This is a genomic window from Enterobacter cloacae complex sp. HYC033_NIDB, assembly GCF_056673335.1.
This window is the reverse complement of sequence record NZ_CP115123.1, coordinates 3,137,883-3,163,965: the sequence shown is the minus strand read 5'-3', so window position 1 is coordinate 3,163,965 and position 26,083 is coordinate 3,137,883. Positions and strand designations below refer to the sequence as shown.

Below are 26,083 nucleotides of genomic sequence, written 5' to 3'. Positions count from 1 at the left end.
GCACATATCAGAGCTTATCCGCGTCGACAACCGCGTTAACAAAGTCCTGCGGATCTTCCTGCGGCGGGTTGTGGCCAACAGTTGCGCCGAAAGTACGGTGCTCATATTTTCCGGTGAATTTCCCCGCATAGGCTGCGGGTGCACGATGTGGTGCCCCGTTGTTACCGCCCTCGATGGTGATGGTCGGCACCGTAATGTTCGGCAGCTTAGCCAGCTTTTGTTCGTAGGCGTGATATTTCTGCTCCCCCTTCTCCAGCCCCAGACGCCAGCGGTAATTACTGAGCGTGACGGCAACGTGGTCCGGGTTATCGAGGGATTTGGCGCTGGCATTGAAGGTGGCATCGCTGAATTTCCAGTCCGGCGAAGCCTGGGACCAGATCAACCGGGCAAAATCGTGCGTATTTTTAGCATAGCCTTCCGCACCGCGTGGCGTGGCGAAATAGAACTGATACCACCACTGAACCTCTGCCTTCGGCGGTAAAGGCTGTTTGCCAATCGCCTGGCTGCTGATCAGGTAGCCACTTACCGAGACCAGCGATTTCACCCGTTCCGGCCAGAGCGCCGCAACGATATCCGCCGTACGCGCCCCCCAGTCATAACCGGCAAACACCGCCTGTTTGATATTCAGAGCGTCCATCAGGTTAACGATGTCTTTTGCCATCGCCGCAGGCTGGCCGTTTCGCGGCGTTTTTTCAGAAATAAAGCGCGTGGTGCCGTACCCGCGCAGGGACGGCACAATGACACGATACCCCTTTGCGGCCAGCGCGGGGGCCACGTCTGCATAACTGTGAATGTCGTACGGCCAGCCATGCAGCAGGATCACCGGTTGCCCCTCTTTTGGCCCGATATCGACGTAACCGACGTTCAAATCGCCAGCGTTAATCTGTTTAACCTGATTAAAGGCCGACGCGTAATCCTTACCTGTCGCTTCTGCCTGACAGGACATCACGGTGCCAAGTGAAACGGTCAGGGCGACGGCTGAGTATGCGAGTTTATTAAACATGATGTTATCTCCGGGTGAGTTCAGTTGGCGGAGATATATCACCATGCGTTTGTATAAAGGATGTGTGCGGATGCGGCTTTATTGCATACCTGTGTATGTATCACAGACGCAGATACAGTGTGATACAAACCCGGTTAAGGGGTGATTCGGTACCGGACGTAATCGTCGGCTTCACCATAGTGGTCATACAGCTTACGCGCCGGATTGTGCATGCGGGTTACCCAGTAGAGTTTTGACCACCCTTCCCGCTTACCCTCATCGATCAGGGCGTCGATAAGCGCTTTACCCGCCCCTGCGCCACGTTCGGCAGCGTCAACAAATAGATCTTCCAGATAGGGGTAAGTTTGGATATCGAAAATTATGTACGTTAAGGTTAATTTTTTGCCATCACGTCATTAATATATTCACAAACAGACTCGCCATTATTGACTGTATGCTGGAGATTCAGCTCCGTTAAGTAGCCGTCTGCCAGATACAAAACCCGGTCTGCAGAGGCTATGGTTTCCGGGCGATGGGCTATCAGCAGAACAGGAAGCCCCAGTTGACGTAAGGTCTGGCTTATCCGGATTTCACTCTCAACATCAAGGTGGCTGGTCGCTTCATCCAGTAACAGGAATCCCGGTTTCTTGTACAACGCCCTTGCCAGCAGAATGCGTTGTTTTTGTCCTCCGGAAAGCCCTCCGCCGGTTTCACCAATCAGCGTCTGATACCCCATCGGCATTGCCATAACATCGCTGTCGATAAGTGCCAGTCTTGCGCACTGGATCATTCGTTCATAATTTCGGTCATCACTGAAAAAAATAATGTTATCTGCTACAGAACCTTTGAAAAGATGGTCATCCTGCAGTACGGTACCGATACGCTGACGAACCTGAAAATAATCCGGATGCGTATGCAATATGCCAAATGCCCTGATCCTGCCCTCATCAGGGATGTGGATCCCAAGGATAAGCTTCACCAGTGTCGTTTTCCCGCATCCGGATTTACCTGTAATGGCAACGACTTCTCCGGGATTGAGTGTCAGCGACACCCCGCCGATTATCGGATTTTCCCCTCCCTTGTGGCTGAAGATGATGTGCTCAAGTACTAGAGGAGCATGAGCATATTCATCCATCTCCCTGCGGGATACAGAAGGAATGTGCGAAGCGTTGTTATGCTCACGAAAAGGCTGTTGCTGAAGGCCTTCTGTCGGGGTCAGTACAATATCAGCCAGTCGTTCGTTGTAAACATCGAGCATACGCCAGGAAAAAAACTTATCAGTCAGGCTACTGATACTGGAAGAAAAACGCGTCTGATAGGATAAATAAGCAACCAGCATGCCGACGGTGAAGGTTCCATTCAATACCTCCCCGGCGCCTTTCCACAAAATGATTGCTGATACCACGCTGCCGGTAAGAGTGTGAGCAATGTCATAGCACATCAGCAGACGGCTCTGACGCAACTGCGTATTTCTGCGGGCAACGTTGAGATTCAGCCAGGCGGCCTCACGATGTGCCGTCACACCGTTAATTCTCAGGCTGAGGATCCCGTTGAGTGTTTCAAGAAAATGCCCGGACTCCTTGGCACCTGCATCCCAGGCATCTTCTGCCGACTGTCGAAGGGACGGATACCACAGTGCCCTCAACACACCATAGAAAATGGCTGCAAGTACGGCGATCAATGTCATTTCAGGACTGTACAGCAGCATCATGCAAAGCGCAGTCACCACGAGCAACACATCCAGAATACCTTCCAGCACTTGCGTAGTCAGCGCCTGCTGGATGGTATCTACCGCCTCAAAACGAGCATTAATACTCCCCTTACTGCGTGCATCAAACCAGGCCAGAGGAAGATGGACCAGATGATGGAAAACCCGTGCTGTCCACTGCATGTTAAAATTGACGGACAGTGTAATACTCGCCCACTGGCGGGCCAGTGACAGCAGCATCTGGGTCAGTGACATCAGCAGAAGCGCAATAATAATGACGGTCAACAAACTCTGGTCGGCAGCCACCAGGACTTCATCAATCACCAGCTGGTTGAGAAGCGGGCTTCCCAGTGTCAGGATTTCGAGTGCCACGGCAAAAACGATAATTCGCGACATTGCCGACAACAGACCCGGTGTTTTACCTGTCAGTTGGCGCAGATGGATTTTTTTCCTTTCATCCCGAGCGGTAAAATCACTGGCTGGCATCAGCTCCAGCGCGACGCCGGTGAAATGTTTTCCAGCATCCTGTAGGGAGAGCGTTACTTTTCCCTTTTCCGGATCATGAATAACCAGCCTGCTTCCGCGAACTTTATGTAGCACAACAAAATGATTCATGTTCCAGTGGAGAATACACGGGAGAGAAAGGGATCTTAGGTCCTCAAGCTCCAGCCGAACTGCCCGGCTGGATAATCCGATACCGGCCGCACATTCAGTCAGTCTCTGCAGGGTCATCCCTTGTGAGCTGATACTGAAACGTTCGCGCAGTGTGGGTAAGTCTGTTTGCAGACCATGCCAGCAGGCCATCATGACCAGGCATGCCAGACCACATTCCGCTGACTCTGTCTGTCGGGTGAGAGGAAGCTGTTTTCTCCCGGTCCATTTAAGTGTATCCATCACAGCTTTCCTTTCAGGCTCCAGAGCGGCTCAGTCAGCCACTCCCACAAATTGCGGGTATCCAGGCTGACATCCCCGTCAAGAACCATGCCGGGGCGCAGGGCTTCCTGTTTCCCATAAGCCAGAATAAAAGTATTTTCAGGTTCAACGATGACGCGGTAATGACCTTCATTCTCCTTCCAGGTCACAGGAGATACGGAGAGTAAATCAGAAGATGTCAGCGTTGTATGGCTTATTTCACGGATAGTCCCGTACTGCACACCAAACTTCTGATAGGGGAAGGCAGAGAACCGCAGGGCAACACGCTGCCCCGCCTGAATAAAGCCAGCATTCTGACTGGTAGCATAGAGTTCTATCTGCAAACGGGCATTGTCGGGAATGAGGGTCATGACAGGTTCAGATGCCCTGACAGACTGTCCCTGTCTGACCAGCACGGCAGCAACGGTTCCGGATACCGGTGAAGTCAGCGTGAAATTTTCCTTACCTGCCAGTTCGTCCTGCTGTTGCCTGATCACCTGCAACTGCCTGTCCATTTCAGCCTTCCGGCTTTCACCCTGAACGATGAGATGGTCAAGGTCGTCTTTAGCAGCCTCCATCGCGGTGTGCAGTTGCAGAAGCCCCTGACGCTGATCCTCAACGTTTTGCTGTGACGTTGAAACGTCAATCTGCTTCTGCTGGTATTCGATATCTGATACGTAATGCGTATCAGCAAGTTTCTTATAGCGCTCCATAACAGACACGGCCAGCGCAGCCTGATGCACGGCAAGTGACAGACGCTTTTCTGCACTTTTAACCTGAGGTTTCAGGGAAACTATTCGCTGTTGTATGGCATGCTGCTGCTGACTGTTGTCACGCAATTCCAGGGTCTGTTGAGAAGTCAGCATTGTAAACTGAGTTTGTAGGGAAAGTCTTATAGCAGCGAGTGTACCTGCCCCCTGTTCGTTGAAATGTTCACCGCTGATATGATAAAGAGTCTCACCGGCAATAATGTGTTGACCTTCTGAGGCGGTCAATTTGGTTACGTAGCCAGCATATTGAGGAGTGATTTTTACCAGCCCGGATGAGGGCATAACGATTCCGGAAAGGTGAGCCTTACGTGTATAGCTACCATAAAGAATAAAGAGTATCAGGCACAGAAATATGAATAACGTTGTGAGTGCGCTTACTGATAAACCGAATGACGCAGGTAAAACAATTTCACCATAATCAGAATCTGTTTGATGATTTAAAGCCTCTTCCCTGAAGATATTCATATCCCAAATACCCTTCAAAAATTTAACGACAAAACAAAAGCATTCATGCACGAATGAATTATAATAGGATAAAAAAGCGCTCTGCTTCTTATTCTAACTATTAATAGCAATATTGACACCAAAAAAAGAATGGATTGATCTAAAATGTTATAATACTGTCCATGCATCAGACAAAAAGACAATGAAGTCAATATACATGGGATAATATACTTTTTATTAAAAATTGAGTGGAAAACACCGAAGATACAGCCCCTGTATATAATCTCCTCATAATATGGGACTACGAAGGTGGCTATTATAAATGCTATAAAACTAATATGGGAAGGTCCATAATGATATAAATTATCCCTGTAAAGATAAACATTATACTGAACCAGCAAAATGACAAACAACACAACAATAGAAAATTTTATTGAAGTTAAATCTCTACTTGGGCGTAATTTAAAACCATCCAACTTCCTTAAGTAAAAAATATACAAGAAAAATGCAATTGAAAATTCCGCAATAAACAATAAGAAAAATGACACATCGAGAGTAAGATAGCGGAGGGTTATGGATGGCGATAACGTAATTATTATTGAGATAACAGACGCAATAAAAAGAACAATTACGTTTTTCTTACTATAAATGAATGGATAGACATGCCTAAAGATTATCATGTTCAACCTATTATTAATTCATATTTTATATAAGAATCAACAAATATGGCTATGATATCGTAATCATTTTTTGATATCATGCACTTTAACTTCAGTGAACATTTGTAATGATTCCATTCTGCAACACAACAATTTTTATCGGAGTGTACTTTATTTACTTTTAAACCTATTCATCAAGTTAACGCCCCATCGAGTTACTGCTATTAATACAATCAACGCAATAAGAAACCTTGATATAATCCCTGGCCGTGATACTTCGTCAAACTCAAGAACTTCAGCGTATTTCAAAAGGGTAAATGCGATAATGAAAAAAAATAAGTAAATTAGGAAATTTAAAAATTGTTTCATGCTTAACCCGATACTTGTGATTACATTAACTTTATCAAAAATAATAGCTCATCATGACTACTTCGAATAATCATTAAATATCGAAACACCTAGAATAACATTCAGTTATAATGAGCTTTTAAATTATTATCACACACAACTCAAATTACTTACCAACGGCATTGTCCGGGGCCGTTGTAATTATTACTTTTATCTTTACTACCACGATCTGAAAAACTATCTTTTGTGCACTGGCCAGCTATAGCTCCACCAATTACCCCAGCGGTCATACCCACTGGCCCCCCAGGAGAGCCGGCGATTAGACCACCGATGATTCCTGCGCCGCATGAGTCAACGCCCTTGTAAATAGAGCCATTGTTTCCTTTTGAATTACCAGGTTTAGAGCTGGTGTTACGACTACCGGCACCTTCATAATTACCGCTTCCATTGCCGCCACTTACTAATGCTATCTCATTAAGGCTTAATGCTCTTATATTCGACATAAATCATCTCCATTTAATTTAGTTTTGCATTTTGTGCTAAAAAAATATCTTACATTACTTAATGTAAAGAAAGTGTATTTATGTAAGCAAATGTAAATAAGCTATTGAACTTCGTAAACCGTAGCTCCATTTGGGAGCAGTTCAGCTCCTGCATGGGCAGGCCTATAACACGAAATCGACCTGGAGGTACGGTAATGTTCAGGCATCTTTTCTGACGTCCAGCGCGCAATCACTTCTGCGTCGTAACAGATTTTACAGCCATGGCGCATCGCTTCGTTACGGACGTGCCAGAGTGTTTCGGCTTCTTCGGGCCTGGCTTTTCTTGGCATTACATACTCCTTTATGGATAAATCTGAATAACAAAAGCACGACCAACTGGAATGTGATATTGATGAAATATCAGAACCCAAACAAATGATAACGCTCAAATATGGAGATCACCGGATGACGATACCCACGCTTACGACAGAACGCTTATTACTTAAACCCCTTGTTGCCGCCGATGCCGTCCAGATCCAGCAACGCTATCCGCGCTGGGAGATTGTCCGCTATATGGTGGCTTCAGTCCCCTGGCCCTACCCGGAAAACGGTGCAGAAAATTATGTCAACAACGTTGCACTGCCCGATATGGCCAAAGGGATTGCGTGGTTCTGGACGATTCGCCGTCGCGAAGCGCCTGACGAACTGATGGGGTTGATTTGCCTGTATGACGTGGAGGACAACAATCGGGGCTTCTGGCTCGCGCCGGAATTTCAGGGCCAGGGATATATGCGCGAGGCGAGTATTGCGGCCACGGATTACTGGTTCAATACGCTCAATAAACCGGTGTTACGCGCGCCGAAAGCGGCGGCCAACAGCCGCTCCCGACGTATTTCAGACAGCAGCGGCATGCGGCTCATCAGGACGGAGAAGAAAGCCTATGTCAGCGGCCTGCTGGATTCGGAGCTGTGGGAAATCACCCGCGACGAGTGGAATGCCCGTCAGGTCAGCTGATAATGCTTATCAGGCATCAGTCTTTCAGGGATATTCTCTTCATCGTTCATCTGCAACAGATCGCGCTCCATCATGTTGCAGATGGCGTCCAGCGGGAGATCGTTATCTTCTGTCCCAAACGGATCTTCCAGCTCTTCCGCCAGCGTGTCCAGCGAGATAAAGGTGTAGGAAATCAGCGCAGAGACAAAGGGCGTCATGTAATGCAGATCCACAACCAGCGCAAACGGCAGCATGATGCAGAACAGATACACCGTCCGGTGCAGGATCAGCGTATAGGCAAACGGGACTGGCGTATTGGCGATACGCTCACAGCCAGCCAGCACGATGGACATATCATTCAGGCGGTTGTTGAGGCTGTGAAACAGAATGTCTGAAAGGTGCCCGCTACGCCGCCGTACGGCCAGCCACTCCCCCATGATCAGCAGGATACGGTTCGCCGGCGAGTTGGCGTCCATCACTTTGCGTAAATCGTCTGGAGCCAGATAGCGGGACAGCTGATCGGCATTGGTTTCTCTGCGCAGGGTCATACGCAGACAGTTAGCAAACGCGATTTGCAGGCGGACAAACTCTCCAAGATGTTTATCATCCGGCAAGGTGTTTTTTACCTCGCGAAACAGCGAGCGCGCCGCTATCATCAACTGCCCCCAAAGCAGACGCGCCTCAACGTAGCGCGAATAACAGGCGTTATTGCGAAATCCCAGGAAGATGGCGATAGCCACGCCCAGAATGCTGAACGGCGCGACGGTAAACCGGATACCCAGCGAGGTGTACCACGGCAGCATGACAATCACGGCGATGGAAAGCAGGAAGTTAAGCAGCAGTCGGGTATAAATTTTGGGAAGTACCGAACCATGCCAGACAAAAATCAGTTGCAGCCAGTGCTGTTGAGGACGAACAATCATAATCAGCTTCAGAAAAGTAAAGAGCGCGGCTATTAAACGTGATCCCCCTCACGGTTGCAAGCATGTTAATAGTTCATTGCATTTTCTGACCTGTTAAGCCTCAACCGCACGGTGCTGCATGTGCTTTTTAAAAAAAGAACGTATAGTATGTTGTAACTAAAAGTAGTCTGTAAAAAACCCGGCCAACGCCGGGCATTATGATTAGCAGAGCGGTTTTACCGCATCGCGCATGCCTTTGCTTAAAATTGCATCCAGATCCAGCACAACCTTGTCTACCAGTCCGTTCACCAGAGTGAGATCCTGTTCCCAGTGCTCGCTCACGCTTAACACTGACGATACCAGTTCACGGGTAGTGACCTGTTTGTCGTGATGTTGCGTCCACAACTGCTGGTAACGTTCAAGCCAGTGCGCATCGTCCTGCACCGGATAGCGCTCACCGTTGCGCTCGGCACGGTAAAATGCAATCAGCGCCGCCAGAGCAAAGGTCAGACGTGCTGGCAGTTTGCCGGTCGCCTTCTGCCCTGCCAGCAGTTGCGGCAGAATGCGGGTGCGGTACTTGGTCATCCCGTTCAGGGCAATCGACAGCAGCTGATGCTTAATGTACGGATTTCGGAAACGCCCCGTTACGGCACTGGCGAAGGAGTGCAGCTCGTCGCGCGGCAGATCCAGGACCGGAATAATCTCCTCATAAATAGCCTTCTCTACGAACGCGCAAATTTCCGCGTCGTTCATGGCTTCCCCTACCGTATCCAGGCCGGCCTGAAAAGCGACCGGAACCAGCGCCGTGTGCGCGCCGTTGAGGATCGCCACCTTACGCTCTTTATACGGTTTGATATCGTCAACAATCAGGACGTTGAGTGGGTATTTATCCAGGCGCAGTTCAGCTGCAAGTGATTTCGGCCCCTGAATAACAAACAGATAGAAATGTTCCGCCGTGTCGAGGAAGCTGTCGTGATAGCCCAGCCCGGCTTCCAGCTCTGCCACCTCATCACGCGGATAGCCGGTAACAATGCGGTCAACCAGCGTCGAACAGAAAGTGTTAGCATCATTCAGCCACGCAATGAATGCCGCCGGCAGCGCCCACTCCTGTGCATAGCGCAGCACCAGTTCACGCAGGGCATCGCCGTTGTAGTCGATGAGTTCGCAAGGAATGATAATCCAGCCTTTATCCGCTGCCCCGTTAAAGTGGGTAAAACGCTCGAACAGCAGACGCGTCAGTTTGGCCGGATAGCTGACAGCTGGCGCATCGTCAAACTTATCCCCCGCGTGATAGCTGATCCCCGCCTCCGTGGTATTGGAGAAGACAAACCGCATGTCCGGGTTATGGGCGAGCTTCAGAAATTCATCGTACTGGCTGTAGACGCTGATTTCACGATTCACGGAACGAATAAGACGCGCATCGCTTACCGCTTCCCCCTGCTCATTCAGACCGCGAATAATCGTTGTATACAGACCATCCTGGGTGCTCAGGGACGGCGGAAAATCGCTCTGGATCGGCCGCACAATCACCACACCGGCATTGAGATTGGTATGCTCGTTTAAGAGGTCGATTTGCCAGTCAACGAACGCGCGCAGGAAGTTACCTTCGCCAAACTGGATGATACGTTCAGGATAGCGCGCACCGGGGAAATCACGACGGTTGAGTGTGTTCACAATGGAGGTCCTTTATGATTAGTCATACAGCCTGATAAGATTGGTGTGATAACTTATCAAAACTTCAGGACCATAACCCCTGTCTGGATCAACTCAGGATGCGATGGTGAAAAATAATCACAGAAATTTATAGAACACCGAGGTCGCCGTCATGTCCCCGTTCGGCATCAGGGCGTAGCGTGGGATCTCCCCCGCCTTTTGCCAGCCTGCTCTCTGGTAAAACGTCTCCGCGCCGCTGCCGGTTGAGGTATCAAGCACCAGTACCGTAAGCGCTTTTTCACGTGCAACCGCCTCCAGGGCTTCCATCAGCGCCATTGCCGCCCCTTTACGGCGCGCGTTCTCATGAACCAGCAGTTTCGCGACATCTGCACGGTGCGGCTGGTTTTCAGGCTGATCGGTGATCAGCTGGACCGTGCCAACCAGCCCCTGCTCCGCATCAAAACAGCCCAGGACTGTACGCTCGTCGCGCCCGACGCTGTCTGCGACGCCGGCCCAGAAGGTTTGGGCTTTCCCGGCAGAAAAAGGCAGCATAAAGCTGACAGAGGCGCCGCCGTTGACACAGTTGACGAGAATATCGTTCAGGGCATCGATGTGGGTGAGGATGTCCTGCCGGGAGAGAGGTTTAATCAGCATGGGAGAGTTCATTGCGCGTCCTTAGGTTGAATCTCTCCACTTTGCTATTAACATTTTTGTAACGCAATAAGCGATGACATAGGATTTCGTTATGTCATTTCTCGCCGTGGTGTTGCCGCTTCATGGCGTACATTTGCGCATCCGCGTGTTTTAGCCATGCCTGCATATCGTTGCGGTGATGATCGAACTCGCTCAGCCCCCAGGAGAACTGTAACGACCAGGGATGCAGCTGACGCGCGTTATACTTTTCCGTTTGTTCCACGAGATACTGCATGGCGATCCAGGCGCCAGGCTCATCGGTATCCGCAAACAGCACCGCGAACTCATCTCCCCCGAAACGTACCAGCAGATCGGCCTCGCGGAACGAGGAACGCATCAGGGCGGCCATAGCTTTCAGAGCTTTGTCCCCCTCCTGATGTCCGAAGCGATCGTTAATGGTTTTGAAATGGTCCAGATCCAGCCAGCCAAGGGTTAATGGTTCTGCCCGACGCTGCGAAACCGACAGTGCAAACTGCGCAAACTGGTTAAACCCGCGACGGTTAAACAGCCCCGTGAGTTCATCGGTTGTGGCCGCGCTAACGGCCGCAAATTCATCCTCTGCCAGCGCGCTGAGATCGGCCAGTACGGCGGCATCCGCCGCGGTAAACTCACGAGGCGCGTAATCAATGAGACACAACGATCCCACGCACGCCCCGTCACGTAAACGCAGCGGGAAACCGGCGTAAAAGCGCACGCCCGGATCTCCCACCACCTGCGGATTATCCGCAAAGCGTTCGTCCAGCAGCGTGTCACTCACCACCAGCGGCGCGTCACCCAGGATCGTATGACCACAAAACGAGAGATCGCGAGGCTGGGTGGCAGGTACCTGGCCGTCGGCAGACTTCACGATCGCGGCGTGGTCATCCACCAGCGTAATCATCGCCAGCGGCACCCTGAAAAAGCGTGTTGCCAGCCGCGTAAGACGATCAAACGCGGGGTAATTGTCGATCTCAAGCAGACCGGACTCGCGCAGAGCATTCATGCGCTCCGCTTCATTCACGGGAATTTGAGGTGCCTTCATAACGTCTCCTGACGCTGAGCATTAGTAAAAGCGTAGCTTAAACAGAGACATTGTCAGTTCAGGAGGCACGATTTACCTCTATGACCAGCCAATGATGGATTACGTTGACGATATACTGTTGTTGCTGCGCACTCAGCGGCACGCCCTGCGGGATAGCGTGCCACTTAGCCAGACAGCCCCGACAGCAGGTTGCCGTGGCATGCTGGGCGATAAAAACCGGATGGCCGCGCATTGGCGTCTGCTTACCGTCATTCACCGGGTGTGCAGGCGCCAGCCGCGCGGCGACAAAATCAGCAGCATGCTTATCGATAGTCTCCGCGCCCTTATCCCAGCAGTATTGCCGCTCTTTCGTCCCTAAATGAAATCGTGAACGGAACGTGGAGCGAGCCAGGCGCGCGAACAGAGGATCTAACGTGGACATCAGTATACGGACCGTCCAAGGCGTTTGGTCAGCTGTTCCAGCGCCGCCACGCCCGCCAGTGAATTTCCGGTCTCGTCCAGTTCCGGGCTCCAGACGGCAATCGCCATCTCGTGAGGGACAATCGCCACGACCCCACCGCCAACGCCGGATTTAGCCGGCAGCCCCACGCGCCAGGCAAACTCCCCGGCATTCTGATACATCCCGCTGGTTGCCATTAAGGCGTTGATCTGCCGGGCCTGCATCGGGGAGACAACGTCCTCGCCCAGATGCGGGGCATGGCCCTGATGCGCCAGAAACAGAAAAGTCTGCGCCAGTTCGACGCAGTTCATCTTCAGCGCGCAGTAATGAAAATAGTTTTGCAGCACCGTGGCGACGTCATTATGAAAGTTGCCGAAGGACTTCATCAGCCAGGCGATGGCGGCGTTACGTGCAGAGTGTTCAAACTCAGAGCGCGCTACCACCGGATCGTAGGCGATGTCCTGCACGCCGGAAAGCTGCCGCACAATCTGGAGCATCCGCTGGCGCGGCGCGCTCAGCCGGCTTTGCAGCATATCGCACACCACCAGCGCCCCGGCGTTAATAAACGGGTTACGCGGCTTACCCTGTTCGATTTCCAGTTGGAGAAGGGAGTTGAACGGCTGACCGGACGGATCTTTGCCCACCCGCTGCCAGATCTCCTGCTCGTCATACTGGCGCATGGCGGCAACGAGGCTAAGCACTTTTGAGATCGACTGAATCGAAAAGCGCTCAAGCGCGTCTCCCGCCTGAAAACGCTGACCGTCGACAGTACAAATGGCGATACCGAGCTTATTACCGCTGATCGAAGCCAGCGCGGGAATGTAATCGGCAACCTTACCCTGCCCCAGTAACGGACGAACCTGCGCCAGAATCTCGTCCAGCATCTCATTATGGATGACCGCAGCCACACTTTGCTCCTTGCCCTCAGGCTAAAACGGGCAGCGAGTATAACAGACGCTGATACGTCACGTCAGGCAGGGAGACGAAAACGCGAGACGGCCTGCAACAAAAGATCGGACTGCTGATGCAGGCGCTCAGAGGCATTTGACGCTTCGCTAACCAGCACATCTGTCCGACGCGATACCTGATTCAGCGCCTGAAGCTGACGGGTCATCTGATGAATGCTGTCCCCCTGATTCAGGGTGGCCAGCGAAATATCATTCAGCAGGCTGCTCAGATTCGCCACCAGCCCGGTGACCTGTTGCAAATTCTCTTCCAGACGGTTTACCACCTGAGAACCTTCTTCAATGCCCTGTAGCGAGTGGTTAATTAGCGCCTGGATGGTTTGCGTAGAGTGACTGCTTTTTCTGGCCAACAGCCCCACTTCCCGGGCAACCACCGCAAATCCGCGCCCCTGCTCTCCTGCATGGGCGGCTTCAATGGCAGCGTTGAGGGCGAGAATGTTGGTCTGAAACGCCACGCTGTCGATCATCGCGACGATCCCGCGCATCTCTGAGGATCGGTCGACGATCGTCTGCATCGAGCCATTCACCGCTGACATCATTTGCTCCCCACCAGCGGCAGCCTGTCGGGCTTCATCCGCGCGCGAGCGGGCGAGTTTTGCATAACCCGTGTTCCCCTCAACGTGGGTTTCGAGTTCGGCGATGTGTGCGGTCACCTCCTCCAGCTCTTTGGCCTGTCGCGTAGACTGCTGATAAAGCTTCTGATTCCCCTGCGCAAGCGATCCGATATTTTCAACCATGGAGGTAGTGGCCTCGCTGACCTGGGTCACCAGTTGCTGGAGCCCGCGCTGCATGGCGGTAATACTGCCGCTGAGCTGGCTGATTTCACGGTTAAAGCGCACAACGTCAGGCGGCGTGCCTGACAAATCCCCTGCCGCAAGCTGGTTAATCTGGATAATCAGACGGCGTAGCGGGGATATCACCCACTTCGCCATTCCGAACCAGACGGCTATGGCAATGGCCAGTAGCACCAGCGGCGCAAACAGGAACAGCCGTTGCAGACCTGAGAGTTGTTCCATGAGCGACTGACGCCCCTGTATCGTCTGCTTCTCACTCCGTTGCTGATAGCGTGCGAAATTGTCATTAAAATCGGTCTGAAACGCCTGGGCGGGTACGGCGAAAAAGAGGTCGATGCTGTTGGTTTTCACCAGCCCCTCTGCCTGCTCTCGGATGGCGTCGAAAAACAGCTGATAGCTGTTAACCAGCCCGTCGTCTTTCGGCGGATTAAGCGCGAGCCAGGCCTGCCATGCCTGCTGTGACGCCGCCAGGGATTTTTGCGCCTCGTCCATCAGGCTATGCCAGCTCCCTTCCGAGCCGGTCTCTTTATCCTGCATAAAGTACACGCCGGAGCGGTTGAGCAGATCGCTTGCGGCCAGCAGAGAAATACGGGCCTGATCCAGCCTGCTCTGCTGCTGCCAGGCCAGCTGATTGCGCTGTTCGTTACGCTGGGCTTGATTCAGGGAGGCGGTGAGCAGGAAGGAGGAAGAGAGTTGCAGGGCGGAGAAAAGGCCAATAATACAAAAGATGCCGGTCAGCAGGCCAAACTGACGAGGGATAAAGCGCGGCGCAAGACGGCGAAAAATTTGCGTTAGGTTCATAATTTTCTTCTGTAACAATACGTTAGGCGCGAGCGAGTCTACGAAACGAAAATGACAGAACCATTACGCAAAAATGACAGGAAACGTGAATTGCCGGGTAGCGGCCTGGCCTTACCCGACAACAAGACTAGACGCGATCCTTCCACACCGTCTGCACATTACAGAACTCATGCAGACCGAAATGAGAAAGCTCTCGCCCGAAGCCGCTCTTCTTCACCCCGCCAAACGCGACGCGCGCATCGCTGGCGCTGTAGCCGTTGATAAACACCCCGCCGCACTCCAGCTCACGCGCGAAGGTTTCAGCCAGCGCATCGTTAGCGGTAAAGACCGTCGCCGATAAGCCAAAATCGCTGTCGTTAGCCAGCTGCAATGCGTGCGCCGCATCGTTCGCGACGGTAATTGCGGCGACCGGGCCAAACAGTTCCTGACGGAAGGCCGTCATCTGTGGGGTGACGTCGCCGAGTACGGTTGGCGCATAATAGTTACCGCTCCCGGCAAGCTTCTCTCCGCCGAGCAGCAGGGTCGCTCCTTCCGCCAGCGTCGCCTGCACCTGCTGATGCAGTTCATCGCGAAGATCAAATCGCGCCATCGGGCCAATATAGTTATCTTCCTCATCCGGTGCGCCCATCTTCAGCGCCTTGACCGCGTCAACAAAGCGTTGGGTAAAGGCGTCCGCCACGCCCGCCTCCACAATAAAGCGTTTCGCCGCCGCGCAAACCTGCCCGGTATTCTGATAACGTCCGGCCACCGCCGCGTTGACAGCCAGATCCAGATCGGCATCGTTCAGAACGATAAACGGATCGGAACCGCCCAGCTCCAGCACGCATTTCTTCAGCGCCGCGCCCGCCTGCGCGCCTATCGCCGCTCCAGCCCGAACGCTGCCGGTTACGGTAACCGCCGCGATACGACGATCGTTAATCGCCTGGCTGACGCCGTCATTCGTCGCGTTCACCCAGCCAAAGACCCCCTCCGGGAAACCGGCATCCGCGAATACCTTCCCGATCAGCTCCGCCGAGCCCAGCACATTAGGCGCATGTTTAAGCAGATAGCTGTTCCCTGCCAGCAGGATCGGCACCGCACCGCGCAGCACCTGCCAGAGCGGGAAGTTCCACGGCATTACCGCAAGAATAGGCCCCAGCGGACGGTACTCAATCACCGCATTTTCGACCTGGGTAGATTCCGGGTGCAGCATCGCCGGGCCATGTTCAGCGTACCAGTCGCAAAGGCTGGCGGACTTAGCCACCTCCGCACGCGCCTGCACAATGGGCTTGCCCATCTCCCGGGAGATAGTCTGCGCCATCTCTTCCGCACGGCTACGCAGCGCCGTACCCAGATCGCGAAGTTTTTGCGCCCGGTGCGCCACGCTTTCGCGTCGCCACTGACGAAAACCGGTATCCGCCTGCGCAATGGCACGCTCAACGTCACCGGACGTTGCCCACGGGTAAGCAGCCAGCGTTTCGCCGGTAGCCGGGTTGACAGAGTGGGCATGGGTAGCAGATGAATAGGTCATGATGTTCTCCACGTAATAACAGTTGATTGATTGTGGCCTACTCTGCTATTTCTTAAAAATGAATAATACTCACCACCTTATTCACGAATCGAGAACGGTATGGACTTAACACAGCTTGAGATGTTTAACGCCGTCGCACTGACCGGCAGCATTACCCAGGCGGCGCAGAAGGTACACCGGGTGCCGTCAAACCTCACCACCCGCATCCGACAGCTAGAAGCGGATCTCGGCGTGGAGCTGTTTATTCGCGAGAATCAACGCCTGCGGCTTTCCCCCGCCGGGCACAATTTTTTGCGCTACAGCAAGCAGATCCTGGCGCTGGTCGACGAAGCGCGAATGGTCGTCGCCGGGGATGAACCGCAGGGATTATTCTCGCTCGGCGCGCTGGAAAGTACCGCCGCCGTGCGCATTCCGGAAAGTCTGGCGCGGTTTAACCAGCGCTACCCGCGCATTCAGTTTGCGTTGTCCACCGGACCTTCCGGTACGATGATTGACGGCGTGCTTGAGGGGACGCTCAGCGCCGCCTTTGTCGACGGGCCGCTCTCGCACCCGGAACTGGAAGGGATGCCGGTTTACCGGGAAGAGATGATGCTGGTCACCCCTGCGGGTCACGCGGAAGTGTCAAAAGCTACACAGGTGAGCGGCAGCGACGTGTATGCCTTTCGCGCCAACTGTTCTTACCGGCGTCATCTGGAGAGCTGGTTCCATGCCGACCGCGTCACGCCGGGAAGGATCCATGAGATGGAGTCCTATCACGGGATGCTCGCCTGCGTGATTGCCGGGGCAGGCATTGCGCTGATGCCCCGCTCCATGCTGGAGAGCATGCCGGGGCATCATCAGGTGGCGGCGTGGCCGCTGGCGGAAAACTGGCGCTGGCTCACTACCTGGCTGGTGTGGCGACGCGGGGCGATGACCCGCCAGCTCGAGGCTTTTATCGCGCTGCTCAACGAGCGTCAGCCACCAGCGCCCAGTTGTTAATGTTGAACGTAGTCCTGGAGTCGAAGGAAAATTTTCCCCTTCATATACAACGTGGCCTGCCCGCCAATCAGCACGCGGTCGCCTTTCAGCTCGCAGCGCAGATCCCCGCCGCGCAAGGAGACCTGGCGGGCCGACATCTGCGTTTTTCCGAGCTTTTCGCTCCAGTACGGGATCAGCATGCTGTGAGCTGATCCCGTCACCGGATCTTCCGGCACCCCTTCCCCCGGGCAGAAGAAGCGGCTGACGAAATCATACTCATCCCCCGGTGCCGTAACGCAGACCATTTTCCCGAGCGGGAGCATAGCCGCGATATCCGGCGTCAGCGCTTCCACCTGCCGCTGGCTGTCGAGCACCACCATGTAGTCACGCCCCACACGCACCTCGTCTGCTGCGTTAATGCCCAGCGCGCTGAACAGCACTGCGGGTGGAGTATCAACAACCTCGGTTGACCACGCCGGGAAATTAAGCGTCAGCCAGTCGCCGCTGCGTTGTACCGTCAGATCGCCGACAAAGCGCGTGGTGAAGGTGATTTCCGTATGCGGATAATCCAGGTATTCGAAAATAACGTGAGAAGCCGCGAGGGTTGCGTGGCCGCAGAGGTTAATTTCATCCTGCGTGGTAAACCAGCGCAGTTCAAACCCGTTATCGGTTCGGACAAAGAACGCCGTCTCTGACTGATTATGCTGCTTCGCCATCTTCAGCAGCGTCTCATCCGGCAGCCACGCTTCCAGCGGACACACCGCCGCCGCATTGCCGCCGAACGCCCTGTCGCTGAAGGCATCTACCAGATAAAAATCAATTTCCTGCATCGTTGGTTCCTCTTAGATTTGTTCAGCGCAGAAATACTGTGCCCTTCAGATACAGTGCCGCCTGCCCGCCCATCCGCACGCGGTCGCCCTTGAGTTCGCAGCGTACGTCGCCACCACGGGCAGAAACCTGGCGGGCAAACATCTGTGTTTTGCCAAGCCGTTCACTCCAGTACGGGATCAGCATGGTGTGCGCGGAGCCGGTGACAGGATCTTCCGGCACGGCCACGCCTGGCGAGAAGAAACGGCTGACAAAGTCGTATTCCCCCTCGTCCCGGGCAGTGACGGCTACTTTATGCTCGCCCGGCGTCATGGCGGAGAAATCCGGATTAAGGACTTCAACCTGCTCGCGGCTTTCCAGTACCAGCACCCAGGCGCGGCCTTTTCGCGCCTCGACGTAGTGGCTGATACCGAGTGCGGTGAGCATCTCCGGTGGCGGCGTCTGTGCCTGCGTCGGGCAGGCCGGGAAGTCCAGCGTCATCCAGTCACCTTCACGACTGACGGTCAGGCGACCAGAGGCGGTGTCAAAATGAAGGCGTGAGTCCGGATAATCCAGTTCGTGAAACAGTACATACGCCGCGGCAAGCGTCGCGTGACCACAGAGATTAACCTCGGTGAGCGTGGTGAACCAGCGCAACTCGATCCCCCCTTTGGTACACACAAAAAACGCGGTTTCTGACTGGTTATGCTGTTGTGCCATCCGCAGTAACGTCTCATCCGGTAGCCATGCGTCGAGCGGGCACACCACCGCCGGGTTGCCGCCAAAGGAGGACGCGCTGAACGCATCTACCAGATAAAAATCAATCTCCTGCATCGTGTTACCGCCTGTTTTTGTTGTGTTGTTCTTTATCTTCGATGAAAACAACCCCGTTCGCTACCGCTGCGTGAAGGTAAATTTTGTGATTCACATCACATAACGGTTGAGTTTTCGCCGTTTAAGGCTTTAAGATCGTCTCCTCATCTTTCAGGCAACGAATCCCAGATATCCCTATGACAACACACACGGTTTCCCGCAGAGTCGCGTGGCTACGCGTGGTCACGCTCGCCATCGCCGCGTTTATTTTCAACACCACGGAATTTGTTCCGGTTGGGCTGTTGTCCGACATCGCCGCCAGCTTCCATATGGAAACGGCACAGGTTGGCATTATGCTGACCATCTATGCATGGGTGGTGGCGCTGATGTCGCTGCCGTTTATGCTGCTGACCAGCCAGATGGAACGTCGTAAGCTGCTGATTGGGCTGTTTGTGGTGTTCATTGCCAGCCATGTGTTGTCATTTATGGCATGGAACTTTACCGTGCTGGTCATCAGCCGCGTCGGCATCGCGTTTGCCCATGCCGTTTTCTGGTCGATCACCGCGTCCCTCGCCATTCGTCTGGCTCCGGCGGGAAAACGCGCCCAGGCGCTGAGCCTGATTGCCACCGGAACGGCGCTGGCGATGGTGTTAGGCCTGCCGATCGGGCGCATTGTGGGACAATACTTCGGCTGGCGCACCACCTTCTTTGCCATCGGCATGGGGGCGCTGATCACCCTGGTGTGTCTGATCAAACTGCTGCCAAAACTGCCCAGCGAACACTCCGGCTCGCTGAAAAGCCTGCCGCTGCTGATGCGTCGACCGGCACTGATGAGCATCTATCTGCTGACCGTGATAGTGGTGACCGCCCATTACACGGCCTACAGCTATATTGAGCCGTTTGTTCAGGTTGTGGCGGGCTTTAGCGCTAACTTTGCCACCGTTCTGCTGCTGATCCTGGGCGGCGCGGGTATTATCGGCAGCATCCTGTTCGGGAAGCTGGGCAATAAGCACGCGTCTGCGCTGGTAAGCAGTGCGATTGGTCTGCTGCTGGCATGCCTGCTGTTACTGATGCCTGCGGCAGGCAGCGAGAGTCATCTGGCGATCCTCAGTCTGTTCTGGGGCGTGGCAATCATGATTATTGGTCTGGGAATGCAGGTCAAAGTGCTGGCCCTGGCCCCGGACGCCACGGACGTAGCGATGTCGCTCTTCTCCGGGATTTTTAATCTGGGGATTGGAGCCGGTGCGCTGGTGGGAAATCAGATCAGCCTGCATGTATCGATGTCGGCCATTGGTTATCTCGGGGCGATTCCGGCGCTGATCGCGCTGATCTGGTCGGTGCTTATCTTCCGTAAATGGCCGGTCGCGATGGAAGAACAGTCCAGCCACGGTTGACGTTTGTTATGCCGGGTGGCGGCTTCGCCTTACCCGGCCTACGAAGCATTAATATCCGTGTTCTTCATCACCGCCAAGATAACGGAATCTTTCATCTGTCATTTTGGTCTGACAATCATAGATACCGATTCTCGTTGCCAGAGGAGTGGTTGCAGAAGACGCATCGCTTTATATTCATAAGAATTATATCCATTGCGAGTAGGCCGGGTAAGGCGAAGCCGCCACCCGGCAACGTTCTCAATGATACGTCTTAACAATCTCCAGCACGCCGTTAATAATAAACTGCACGCCCATACAGACCAGCAGAAAACCCATCAGTCGGGAGATAGCTTCAATCCCCCCCTTACCCACCCAGCGCATAATCGCCCCGGAGCTGCACAATGACCCCCAGACGATAATGGCGATAAGCGCAAAAATGATCGGCGGCGCAACGGTGATAACCCAGTGCGGGAATGTCGTCCCATCACGCACCGTTGAGGCGGAACTGATGATCATCGCAATCGTCCCCGGCCCCGCCGTGCTCGGCATGGCTAACGGCACAAACGCGATGTTGGCGCTCGGTTCGCTTTCAAGCTCCTCCGATTTGCTTTTGGCTTCCGGGGATTCGTGCGCTTTATGCGCCGGGAACAGCATCCGGAAACCAATAAAGGCCACAATCAGCCCGCCAGCAATACGCAGACCGGGAATCGAAATACCAAAGGTATTCATCACCAGTTGCCCGGCATAATAAGCCACCATCATTATGGCAAAGACATAGACAGAGGCCATCATCGACTGCTGATTGCGCTCTGCGCTGTTCATGTTCCCCGCCAGCCCCAGAAAAAGCGCCACCGTCGTTAACGGGTTCGCCAGCGGCAGCAACACCACCAGTCCAAGCCCCACTGCTTTAATCAAATCCAACATAATGCACCGCAGTCCTTATCCTTATTCAACATCGCAATTATAGGGGCAAATCCTCGTCCGGAGCCATCCGACAGCGTAACCATAATTGTCTCGCGTAATTCATAACCCCAGATTATCTGTATGATTTAAAAGCGTACAGAATAAGTTCCTGAAGCGTTTTAGCATTTCGTGGCATCGGCCGATTCATTCAGTTGACTTATACTTGCCTGAGCAATAATATCTGCCGTGACTAAACTACTTGCCAGGGCAACCATTGTGAAAAGCACCAGTGACCTCTTTAACGACATAATCCCACTGGGTCGTCTTATTCATATGGTTAACCAGAAAAAAGATCGCCTGCTCAATGACTATCTGTCACCGCTGGATATCACCGCAACACAGTTCAAAGTGCTGTGTTCCATTCGCTGCGAAGTGTGTATCACGCCGGTTGAGCTGAAAAAGGTGCTCTCTGTCGATCTGGGTGCGTTAACCCGCATGCTGGATCGTCTCGTCTGTAAAGGATGGATAGAACGAAGCCCTAACCCGAATGACAAACGTGGCGTACTGGTGAAACTGACCAGCGATGGCGCGGCCATGTGTGAGCAATGTCATCAATTAGTAGGACAAACACTGCACCAGGAACTGACAAAAAACTTATCGGCAGATGAAGTGGCAACGCTTGAGCTCTTACTCAAGAAAATCCTGCCGTAAACAGAAAAAGAGGTATGACGATGTCCAGACGCAATACTGACGCTATCACCATTCATAGCATTTTGGACTGGATCGAAGATAACCTGGAATCTCCACTCTCTCTTGAGAAAGTGTCTGAGCGTTCAGGTTACTCAAAATGGCACCTGCAACGGATGTTTAAAAAAGAGACCGGCCATTCATTAGGACAATATATTCGCAGCCGCAAGCTGACGGAGATTGCCCAAAAACTGAAAGAAAGCAATGAGCCGATCCTCTATCTGGCGGAACGCTACGGATTTGAATCGCAACAGACCCTGACGCGTACGTTCAAGAACTACTTTGACGTGCCGCCTCATAAGTACCGTATTACCAGTATGCCGGGTGAATCCCGTTATCTGTATCCGCTAAAACATTGCAGTTAATCATCGCCTGTTAAGACGTAACCGAGGAAATCATGAAATTTATCGCCTCCGCCGCCCTCACCTTGCTGGTGCTGGTTTCCGGCCAGAGCTTCGCGGAGCAAACCCCCAATGCGGGGCAGCAAAATAATCGTGACACCATGATTATGCCGTCCACGCAAAACCAGTCGCCCTGGGACTTCAATCACATGGGCGCTGGCAGCGACAAATCCGACGAATTAGGCGTGCCGTATTACAACCACGACCTGTAATTCGTTTTTGCCCCGCTAATGCGGGGCTTTTTTCTGCCTTAACCCCGCACCCGCGTTGCCCGACGCACCCGCAAGCCAAAGACGTTGATATACAGCCCGGCCATAATCAGCCCTGCGCCACACAGTTGCAGCGCGCTGAGCGTTTCATCCAGCAACAGTGCGGCGCTGGCAAGCCCGACCACCGGTACCAGCAGCGATAACGGCGCCACACGCCAGGTTTCATAGCGTCCGAGCAGCGATCCCCAGATACCATAGCCAATGATTGAGGCGACTAACGCCAGGTAGATCAGCGACAAAATGGTCGTCAGGTCGATCTCCACCAGGCTTTTCAACATCGCCTGCGGACCATCCAGAATAAACGACGCGGCCATAAACGGCACGATTGGGATCAATGCGCTCCAGACCACCAGCGATAAGACCGGCGGACGGGTCTCGTGCTGCATTATCAGTTTGTTAAAGATATTGCCGCACGCCCAGCTCAGCCCCGCCGCCAGGGTGAGCATAAAGCCCAGCAGCGCGACATGCTGACCGTTGAGGCTGCCTTCAATCAGCACCAGCACGCCAAAGACCGCAAGGCTAATGCCCGCCAGCTGCTTGCCCTGCAAGCGTTCGCCGAAGACAAATGCGCCGAGAATGATGGTAAAGAACGCCTGCACCTGAAGCACCAGCGAAGCCAGGCCCGCAGGCATACCGAATTTGATGGCGCAAAAAAGAAACGCAAACTGACCAAAGCTGATGGTAAGGCCGTAGCCCAGCAGCAGCTTGAGGGGAATTATCGGGCGGGCAACGAACAGCAGCGCCGGGAAGGCCACCAGCAGGAAGCGCAGCCCCGCCAGCATCAGTGGAGGCATGTTGTGCAACCCCATTTTGATGACCACAAAATTGAGTCCCCACACCACGACAACCAGCAACGCTAACAGCCCGTCTTTCCGCGTCATTTTCCGCCCCTGAATTATTAAAATTTTGTAAACACTTCAAGGTAACAGAAAAAATAGCCTCGCGAGAAGATCATTAATTCTGGTACTGGAGAGAAGCACCTGCGGATAAATTGGGTGCTATACAAGCTGCCGATCCCATGATAATCCTGTAATAACACAACAAAAAAAGCATAAGCATTTGTCGGGCAGGAAAATGAAACCATCAATCAGGCGCTCAACCGCAGCGCTGCTGGCATCGTCATTGTTATTAACAATTGGCCGCGGGGCAACGCTGCCCTTTATGACCATATATCTCACACGCGTGTACGATATGAGCGTGGAGAATATTGGCTATGCCCTTACCGTGGCGTTGACCATCGGCGTGGTGTTTAGCCTGGGGTTTGGCATCCTGGCGGATAAGTTCGACAAAAAACGCTATATGCTGATCGCCATCGTGGCCTTTATCGCCGGGTTTGTGGCGATTCCGCTGGTGAATAACGTGACGCTGGTGGTGCTGTTCTTTGCCCTGATTAACTGCGCCTATTCCGTCTTCTCAACGGTGCTGAAAGCATGGTTTGCCGACGTGCTGACCTCCAGCGAAAAGGCGCGCGTTTTCTCACTCAACTACAGTTTCCTGAACATTGGCTGGACGATCGGGCCGCCGATCGGCACCCTGCTGGTGATGTACAGCCTGCAACTGCCGTTCTGGCTGGCCGCCTTCTGCGCCGCACTGCCGCTCGGGTTTATCCATTTCTTTGTGCAGAAAAGCATAGCCTCAGACAGCCCTGAGGAGAAAATGCCGTGGCAGCCCTCGGTGCTGCTGAAAGACCGGGCGCTGTTCTGGTACACGCTCTCCGGCCTGCTGGCGTCGTATGTGGGTGGATCGTTCGCCACCTGCATTTCCCAGTATGTCCTCGCCGCACATGCGGACAGTGATTTCGCAGAAAAGGTGGTGGCCGTTGTGCTGCCCGTCAACGCGGCGGTGGTCGTCACCCTGCAATACGCGCTTGGACGTAAGATCACCGCCAGCAATATTCGTCCGTTAATGACCGCCGCGACGCTTTTTTTCATCCTCGGGCTGGGCGGGTTTATGCTTTCCGGCGAGAACCTGATTTACTGGGGGATCGCGGCGGCGATTTTCACCCTGGGTGAAATTATTTATGCACCGGGTGAATACATGCTGATCGACAATATCGCCCCGCCGGGCATGAAGGCGAGCTATTTCTCCGCCCAGGCGCTGGGCTGGCTCGGCGCGGCGGCGAACCCGATGATCACCGGGCTCATCCTGACCCATCTGCCGTACTGGTCATTATTTATCATTATGATGGCCGCCATCATTGCGGCCTGGCTGATGATATTGCGCGGGATGCGCGTGAAAAGTGAAGATAGCGTGTCGGGTGGCGCTGCGCTTACCCGACCGACAAAACCCTAATCGTAAGCCGGGTAAGGCGAAGCCGTCACCCGGCAAAACCAACACCCTAGTGGTGCAACATCTCCTCCACCACCTGCTCTTTGTACATCTCATTCGGGTAGTAGGTCGGCCAGTTATCCATCTCTTTCAGCAGCGCCTCGTGGGAGGTGTTGCCCATAAAGATATGGAAGTGTGAAGAGGCTTTCGGCCCGATGATATGGTCGCTGAACTGCACAAACTTAGGCGCCTGGCTCGCGTTATCCTTGCACTCAAACAGGTAGCGCACGCCTTTTTTTCCCGACGCATAGGTCAGAATTTTGTAGCCGCTGTAGTCGTAGCGGCAGCTGCTCACCGTTTTGCCGCGGTGGAATTCCATCACGTTGTTTTCAATGCCGATGGCGTCCACATCCGTCGCGTACCCCTTGCGGTAGTAGGCCTTCACCTCGGCAGCGGATTTTTCTCCCTTCTGCGCTTTCTTTTCGAAAACCGGATCCAGCGAACCATCAAGCAGGAACGGATAAACGGACTGCCAGGTCCCGTCCCAGTCAGACAGCTTCCTGTCCCTGACGTCTTTATCCTCAAAGACGCCGTTTGCCGCCTTCTGTTCCGCCTCTGTCATCTGATGACCGTGCGAATGGGCAAAAAGCGAGCCGCTTACCAGCAGCGTTCCCAGAGTCAGCGCAATTTTTGCAAGTTGTGCAGCCACAGCAAAATCCTCATTCCGTTTTATAAGAATGAGGATGTTATATTATAACATTTCAGATCGCAACCAGCCCGCGAACGCCCTCCTGCTCCATGTTCTCCCCGCGCCCCTGCTGGACGATGCTGCCGCGCGACATCACCAGATAGCTGTCGGCCAGCTCTGCCGCAAAATCATAAAACTGCTCCACCAGCAGGATGGCCATATCCCCCCGGTTCGCCAGGCTGCGGATCACCTGCCCAATCTCTTTAATCACCGACGGCTGAATACCTTCCGTGGGTTCATCCAGAATCAGTAACCGTGGACGGCTCGCCAGCGCGCGACCTATCGCCAGCTGCTGCTGCTGACCACCGGAAAGATCGCCTCCGCGTCGGTGCTTCATCTCCTTCAGCACCGGGAAAAGCTGCCAAATCTCCTCCGGTACGCTCCTTGCGTTTCCCGCGGAGAAGCGTGACAGCCCCATCAGCAGGTTTTCTTCTACGGTCAGACGCGGAAAAATCTCCCGCCCCTGCGGAACATAGGCCACGCCGGACTGCACCCGCTGGTGCGGTTTACTGTGAGTGATGCTCTTTCCCTGCCAGACCACCTCCCCGCCTGTCACCGGGATCAGCCCCATCAGGCACCTCAGCAGCGTGGTTTTGCCCACCCCGTTGCGCCCCAGCAGGCAGGTAACTTCCCCGACGACCGCCTCAAAGCTCACCCCGCGCAGAATATGACTTCCGCCGTAGTACTGATTCAGTTCGCTAACCTGTAACATCACCTCTCC

Annotated in this window: 27 protein-coding genes; 7 read left to right on the top strand and 20 right to left on the bottom strand. The window is 53.7% G+C overall.

What is annotated here, in order from left to right; genetic code table 11:
- Positions 1 to 7: 7 nt before the first annotated feature.
- From O1721_RS15205 to O1721_RS15180, 6 genes are all read right to left on the bottom strand, one after another.
- Positions 8 to 1,003, bottom strand: a complete 996-nt coding sequence (locus O1721_RS15205) for an alpha/beta fold hydrolase (RefSeq protein WP_032648316.1) — start codon at positions 1,001 to 1,003, stop codon at positions 8 to 10.
- A 134-nt stretch (positions 1,004 to 1,137) separates the two neighbouring features.
- Positions 1,138 to 1,365 carry a GNAT family N-acetyltransferase gene (locus tag O1721_RS15200; protein ID WP_254909581.1) on the bottom strand — a complete coding sequence of 76 codons (228 nt, stop codon included), beginning with the start codon at positions 1,363 to 1,365 and terminating at the stop codon, positions 1,138 to 1,140.
- Between the two features lie 11 nt (positions 1,366 to 1,376).
- Positions 1,377 to 3,584: a peptidase domain-containing ABC transporter gene (locus O1721_RS15195; RefSeq protein WP_032648315.1), complete on the bottom strand. Its 2,208-nt coding sequence runs from the start codon at positions 3,582 to 3,584 to the stop codon at positions 1,377 to 1,379.
- The gene (locus tag O1721_RS15190) at positions 3,584 to 4,837 is read right to left on the bottom strand and encodes an HlyD family secretion protein (RefSeq protein ID WP_032648313.1); all 1,254 of its coding nucleotides are present in this window, start codon (positions 4,835 to 4,837) and stop codon (positions 3,584 to 3,586) included. The genes O1721_RS15195 and O1721_RS15190 overlap by 1 nt, the downstream gene beginning before the upstream one ends.
- 14 nt (positions 4,838 to 4,851) lie before the next feature.
- Positions 4,852 to 5,496 (bottom strand): CPBP family intramembrane glutamic endopeptidase, encoded by a 645-nt coding sequence (locus O1721_RS15185; RefSeq protein WP_072026012.1) that lies wholly within the window; start codon positions 5,494 to 5,496, stop codon positions 4,852 to 4,854.
- A gap of 497 nt (positions 5,497 to 5,993) precedes the next feature.
- On the bottom strand, positions 5,994 to 6,326 hold the full coding sequence (locus O1721_RS15180; RefSeq protein ID WP_071524110.1) for a hypothetical protein: 333 nt from the start codon (positions 6,324 to 6,326) through the stop codon (positions 5,994 to 5,996).
- A gap of 444 nt (positions 6,327 to 6,770) precedes the next feature.
- On the opposite strand from O1721_RS15180, the gene O1721_RS15175 reads away from it, so the two are divergent.
- The gene (locus O1721_RS15175; protein ID WP_023303733.1) at positions 6,771 to 7,319 is read left to right on the top strand and encodes a GNAT family N-acetyltransferase; all 549 of its coding nucleotides are present in this window, start codon (positions 6,771 to 6,773) and stop codon (positions 7,317 to 7,319) included.
- On the opposite strand, the gene O1721_RS15170 is transcribed toward O1721_RS15175, so the two are convergent.
- The 8 genes from O1721_RS15170 to sad form a co-directional block, all read right to left on the bottom strand.
- Positions 7,307 to 8,221 carry a bestrophin family protein gene (locus tag O1721_RS15170; protein ID WP_003857155.1) on the bottom strand — a complete coding sequence of 305 codons (915 nt, stop codon included), beginning with the start codon at positions 8,219 to 8,221 and terminating at the stop codon, positions 7,307 to 7,309. The genes O1721_RS15175 and O1721_RS15170 overlap by 13 nt on opposite strands.
- Before the next feature lie 201 nt (positions 8,222 to 8,422).
- Positions 8,423 to 9,874 carry a tagaturonate reductase gene (locus O1721_RS15165; RefSeq protein ID WP_032648311.1) on the bottom strand — a complete coding sequence of 484 codons (1,452 nt, stop codon included), beginning with the start codon at positions 9,872 to 9,874 and terminating at the stop codon, positions 8,423 to 8,425.
- A gap of 117 nt (positions 9,875 to 9,991) precedes the next feature.
- The gene (locus tag O1721_RS15160) at positions 9,992 to 10,519 is read right to left on the bottom strand and encodes a GNAT family N-acetyltransferase (RefSeq protein WP_032648309.1); all 528 of its coding nucleotides are present in this window, start codon (positions 10,517 to 10,519) and stop codon (positions 9,992 to 9,994) included.
- Between the two features lie 82 nt (positions 10,520 to 10,601).
- Positions 10,602 to 11,567 carry a sensor domain-containing diguanylate cyclase gene (locus O1721_RS15155; protein WP_023296617.1) on the bottom strand — a complete coding sequence of 322 codons (966 nt, stop codon included), beginning with the start codon at positions 11,565 to 11,567 and terminating at the stop codon, positions 10,602 to 10,604.
- Positions 11,568 to 11,625: 58 nt separating this feature from the next.
- A complete protein-coding gene (locus O1721_RS15150) occupies positions 11,626 to 11,988 on the bottom strand; it encodes a DUF4186 domain-containing protein (protein WP_003857163.1) in 363 nt (120 codons plus the stop codon).
- A complete protein-coding gene (gene glsB / locus O1721_RS15145) occupies positions 11,988 to 12,914 on the bottom strand; it encodes a glutaminase B (RefSeq protein ID WP_003857165.1) in 927 nt (308 codons plus the stop codon). Before glsB ends, O1721_RS15150 begins: the two co-directional genes overlap by 1 nt.
- 62 nt (positions 12,915 to 12,976) lie before the next feature.
- Positions 12,977 to 14,566 carry a methyl-accepting chemotaxis protein gene (locus O1721_RS15140; protein ID WP_032648307.1) on the bottom strand — a complete coding sequence of 530 codons (1,590 nt, stop codon included), beginning with the start codon at positions 14,564 to 14,566 and terminating at the stop codon, positions 12,977 to 12,979.
- A gap of 127 nt (positions 14,567 to 14,693) precedes the next feature.
- A complete protein-coding gene (sad, locus tag O1721_RS15135) occupies positions 14,694 to 16,076 on the bottom strand; it encodes a succinate-semialdehyde dehydrogenase (protein WP_032648305.1) in 1,383 nt (460 codons plus the stop codon).
- 99 nt (positions 16,077 to 16,175) lie between these two features.
- Here sad and ptrR point away from each other — a divergent pair, with 99 nt between their 5' ends.
- On the top strand, positions 16,176 to 17,054 hold the full coding sequence (ptrR, locus tag O1721_RS15130; protein ID WP_017382364.1) for a putrescine utilization regulator PtrR: 879 nt from the start codon (positions 16,176 to 16,178) through the stop codon (positions 17,052 to 17,054).
- Here the strand turns inward: ptrR and O1721_RS15125 are convergent.
- Positions 17,051 to 17,863: a PhzF family phenazine biosynthesis protein gene (locus O1721_RS15125; protein ID WP_032648302.1), complete on the bottom strand. Its 813-nt coding sequence runs from the start codon at positions 17,861 to 17,863 to the stop codon at positions 17,051 to 17,053. The two genes, ptrR and O1721_RS15125, sit on opposite strands and share 4 nt — an antisense overlap.
- Positions 17,864 to 17,885: 22 nt before the next feature.
- The gene (locus tag O1721_RS15120) at positions 17,886 to 18,674 is read right to left on the bottom strand and encodes a PhzF family phenazine biosynthesis protein (RefSeq protein WP_032648300.1); all 789 of its coding nucleotides are present in this window, start codon (positions 18,672 to 18,674) and stop codon (positions 17,886 to 17,888) included.
- Positions 18,675 to 18,850: 176 nt separating this feature from the next.
- On the opposite strand from O1721_RS15120, the gene O1721_RS15115 reads away from it, so the two are divergent.
- A complete protein-coding gene (locus tag O1721_RS15115; RefSeq protein ID WP_023296611.1) occupies positions 18,851 to 20,047 on the top strand; it encodes a sugar transporter in 1,197 nt (398 codons plus the stop codon).
- 237 nt (positions 20,048 to 20,284) lie between these two features.
- Here O1721_RS15115 and O1721_RS15110 read toward each other — a convergent pair whose 3' ends face one another.
- Positions 20,285 to 20,950, bottom strand: a complete 666-nt coding sequence (locus tag O1721_RS15110) for a MarC family NAAT transporter (protein ID WP_032648298.1) — start codon at positions 20,948 to 20,950, stop codon at positions 20,285 to 20,287.
- 255 nt (positions 20,951 to 21,205) lie between these two features.
- On the opposite strand from O1721_RS15110, the gene marR reads away from it, so the two are divergent.
- From marR to marB, 3 genes are read left to right on the top strand one after another with little or no spacing between them, the layout of a single operon-like run.
- Complete coding sequence (gene marR / locus O1721_RS15105; protein WP_017383983.1) at positions 21,206 to 21,640, top strand: multiple antibiotic resistance transcriptional regulator MarR; 435 nt, start codon at positions 21,206 to 21,208, stop codon at positions 21,638 to 21,640.
- A gap of 20 nt (positions 21,641 to 21,660) precedes the next feature.
- On the top strand, positions 21,661 to 22,041 hold the full coding sequence (marA, locus tag O1721_RS15100; RefSeq protein WP_001303241.1) for an MDR efflux pump AcrAB transcriptional activator MarA: 381 nt from the start codon (positions 21,661 to 21,663) through the stop codon (positions 22,039 to 22,041).
- 32 nt (positions 22,042 to 22,073) lie between these two features.
- On the top strand, positions 22,074 to 22,289 hold the full coding sequence (marB, locus tag O1721_RS15095) for a multiple antibiotic resistance protein MarB (RefSeq protein WP_015570538.1): 216 nt from the start codon (positions 22,074 to 22,076) through the stop codon (positions 22,287 to 22,289).
- A 38-nt stretch (positions 22,290 to 22,327) separates the two neighbouring features.
- On the opposite strand, the gene eamA is transcribed toward marB, so the two are convergent.
- A complete protein-coding gene (gene eamA / locus O1721_RS15090) occupies positions 22,328 to 23,227 on the bottom strand; it encodes an O-acetylserine/cysteine exporter (RefSeq protein ID WP_032648296.1) in 900 nt (299 codons plus the stop codon).
- Between the two features lie 193 nt (positions 23,228 to 23,420).
- On the opposite strand from eamA, the gene ydeE reads away from it, so the two are divergent.
- Positions 23,421 to 24,638 carry an efflux MFS transporter YdeE gene (gene ydeE / locus O1721_RS15085; protein WP_032648294.1) on the top strand — a complete coding sequence of 406 codons (1,218 nt, stop codon included), beginning with the start codon at positions 23,421 to 23,423 and terminating at the stop codon, positions 24,636 to 24,638.
- A 46-nt stretch (positions 24,639 to 24,684) separates the two neighbouring features.
- Here the strand turns inward: ydeE and zinT are convergent, their stop codons facing one another.
- Both zinT and urtE read right to left on the bottom strand, forming a co-directional pair.
- A complete protein-coding gene (gene zinT, locus O1721_RS15080; protein WP_017693437.1) occupies positions 24,685 to 25,323 on the bottom strand; it encodes a metal-binding protein ZinT in 639 nt (212 codons plus the stop codon).
- Positions 25,324 to 25,375: 52 nt separating this feature from the next.
- A complete protein-coding gene (gene urtE / locus O1721_RS15075; protein WP_032648292.1) occupies positions 25,376 to 26,074 on the bottom strand; it encodes an urea ABC transporter ATP-binding subunit UrtE in 699 nt (232 codons plus the stop codon).
- Between the last annotated feature and the right edge of the window lie 9 nt (positions 26,075 to 26,083).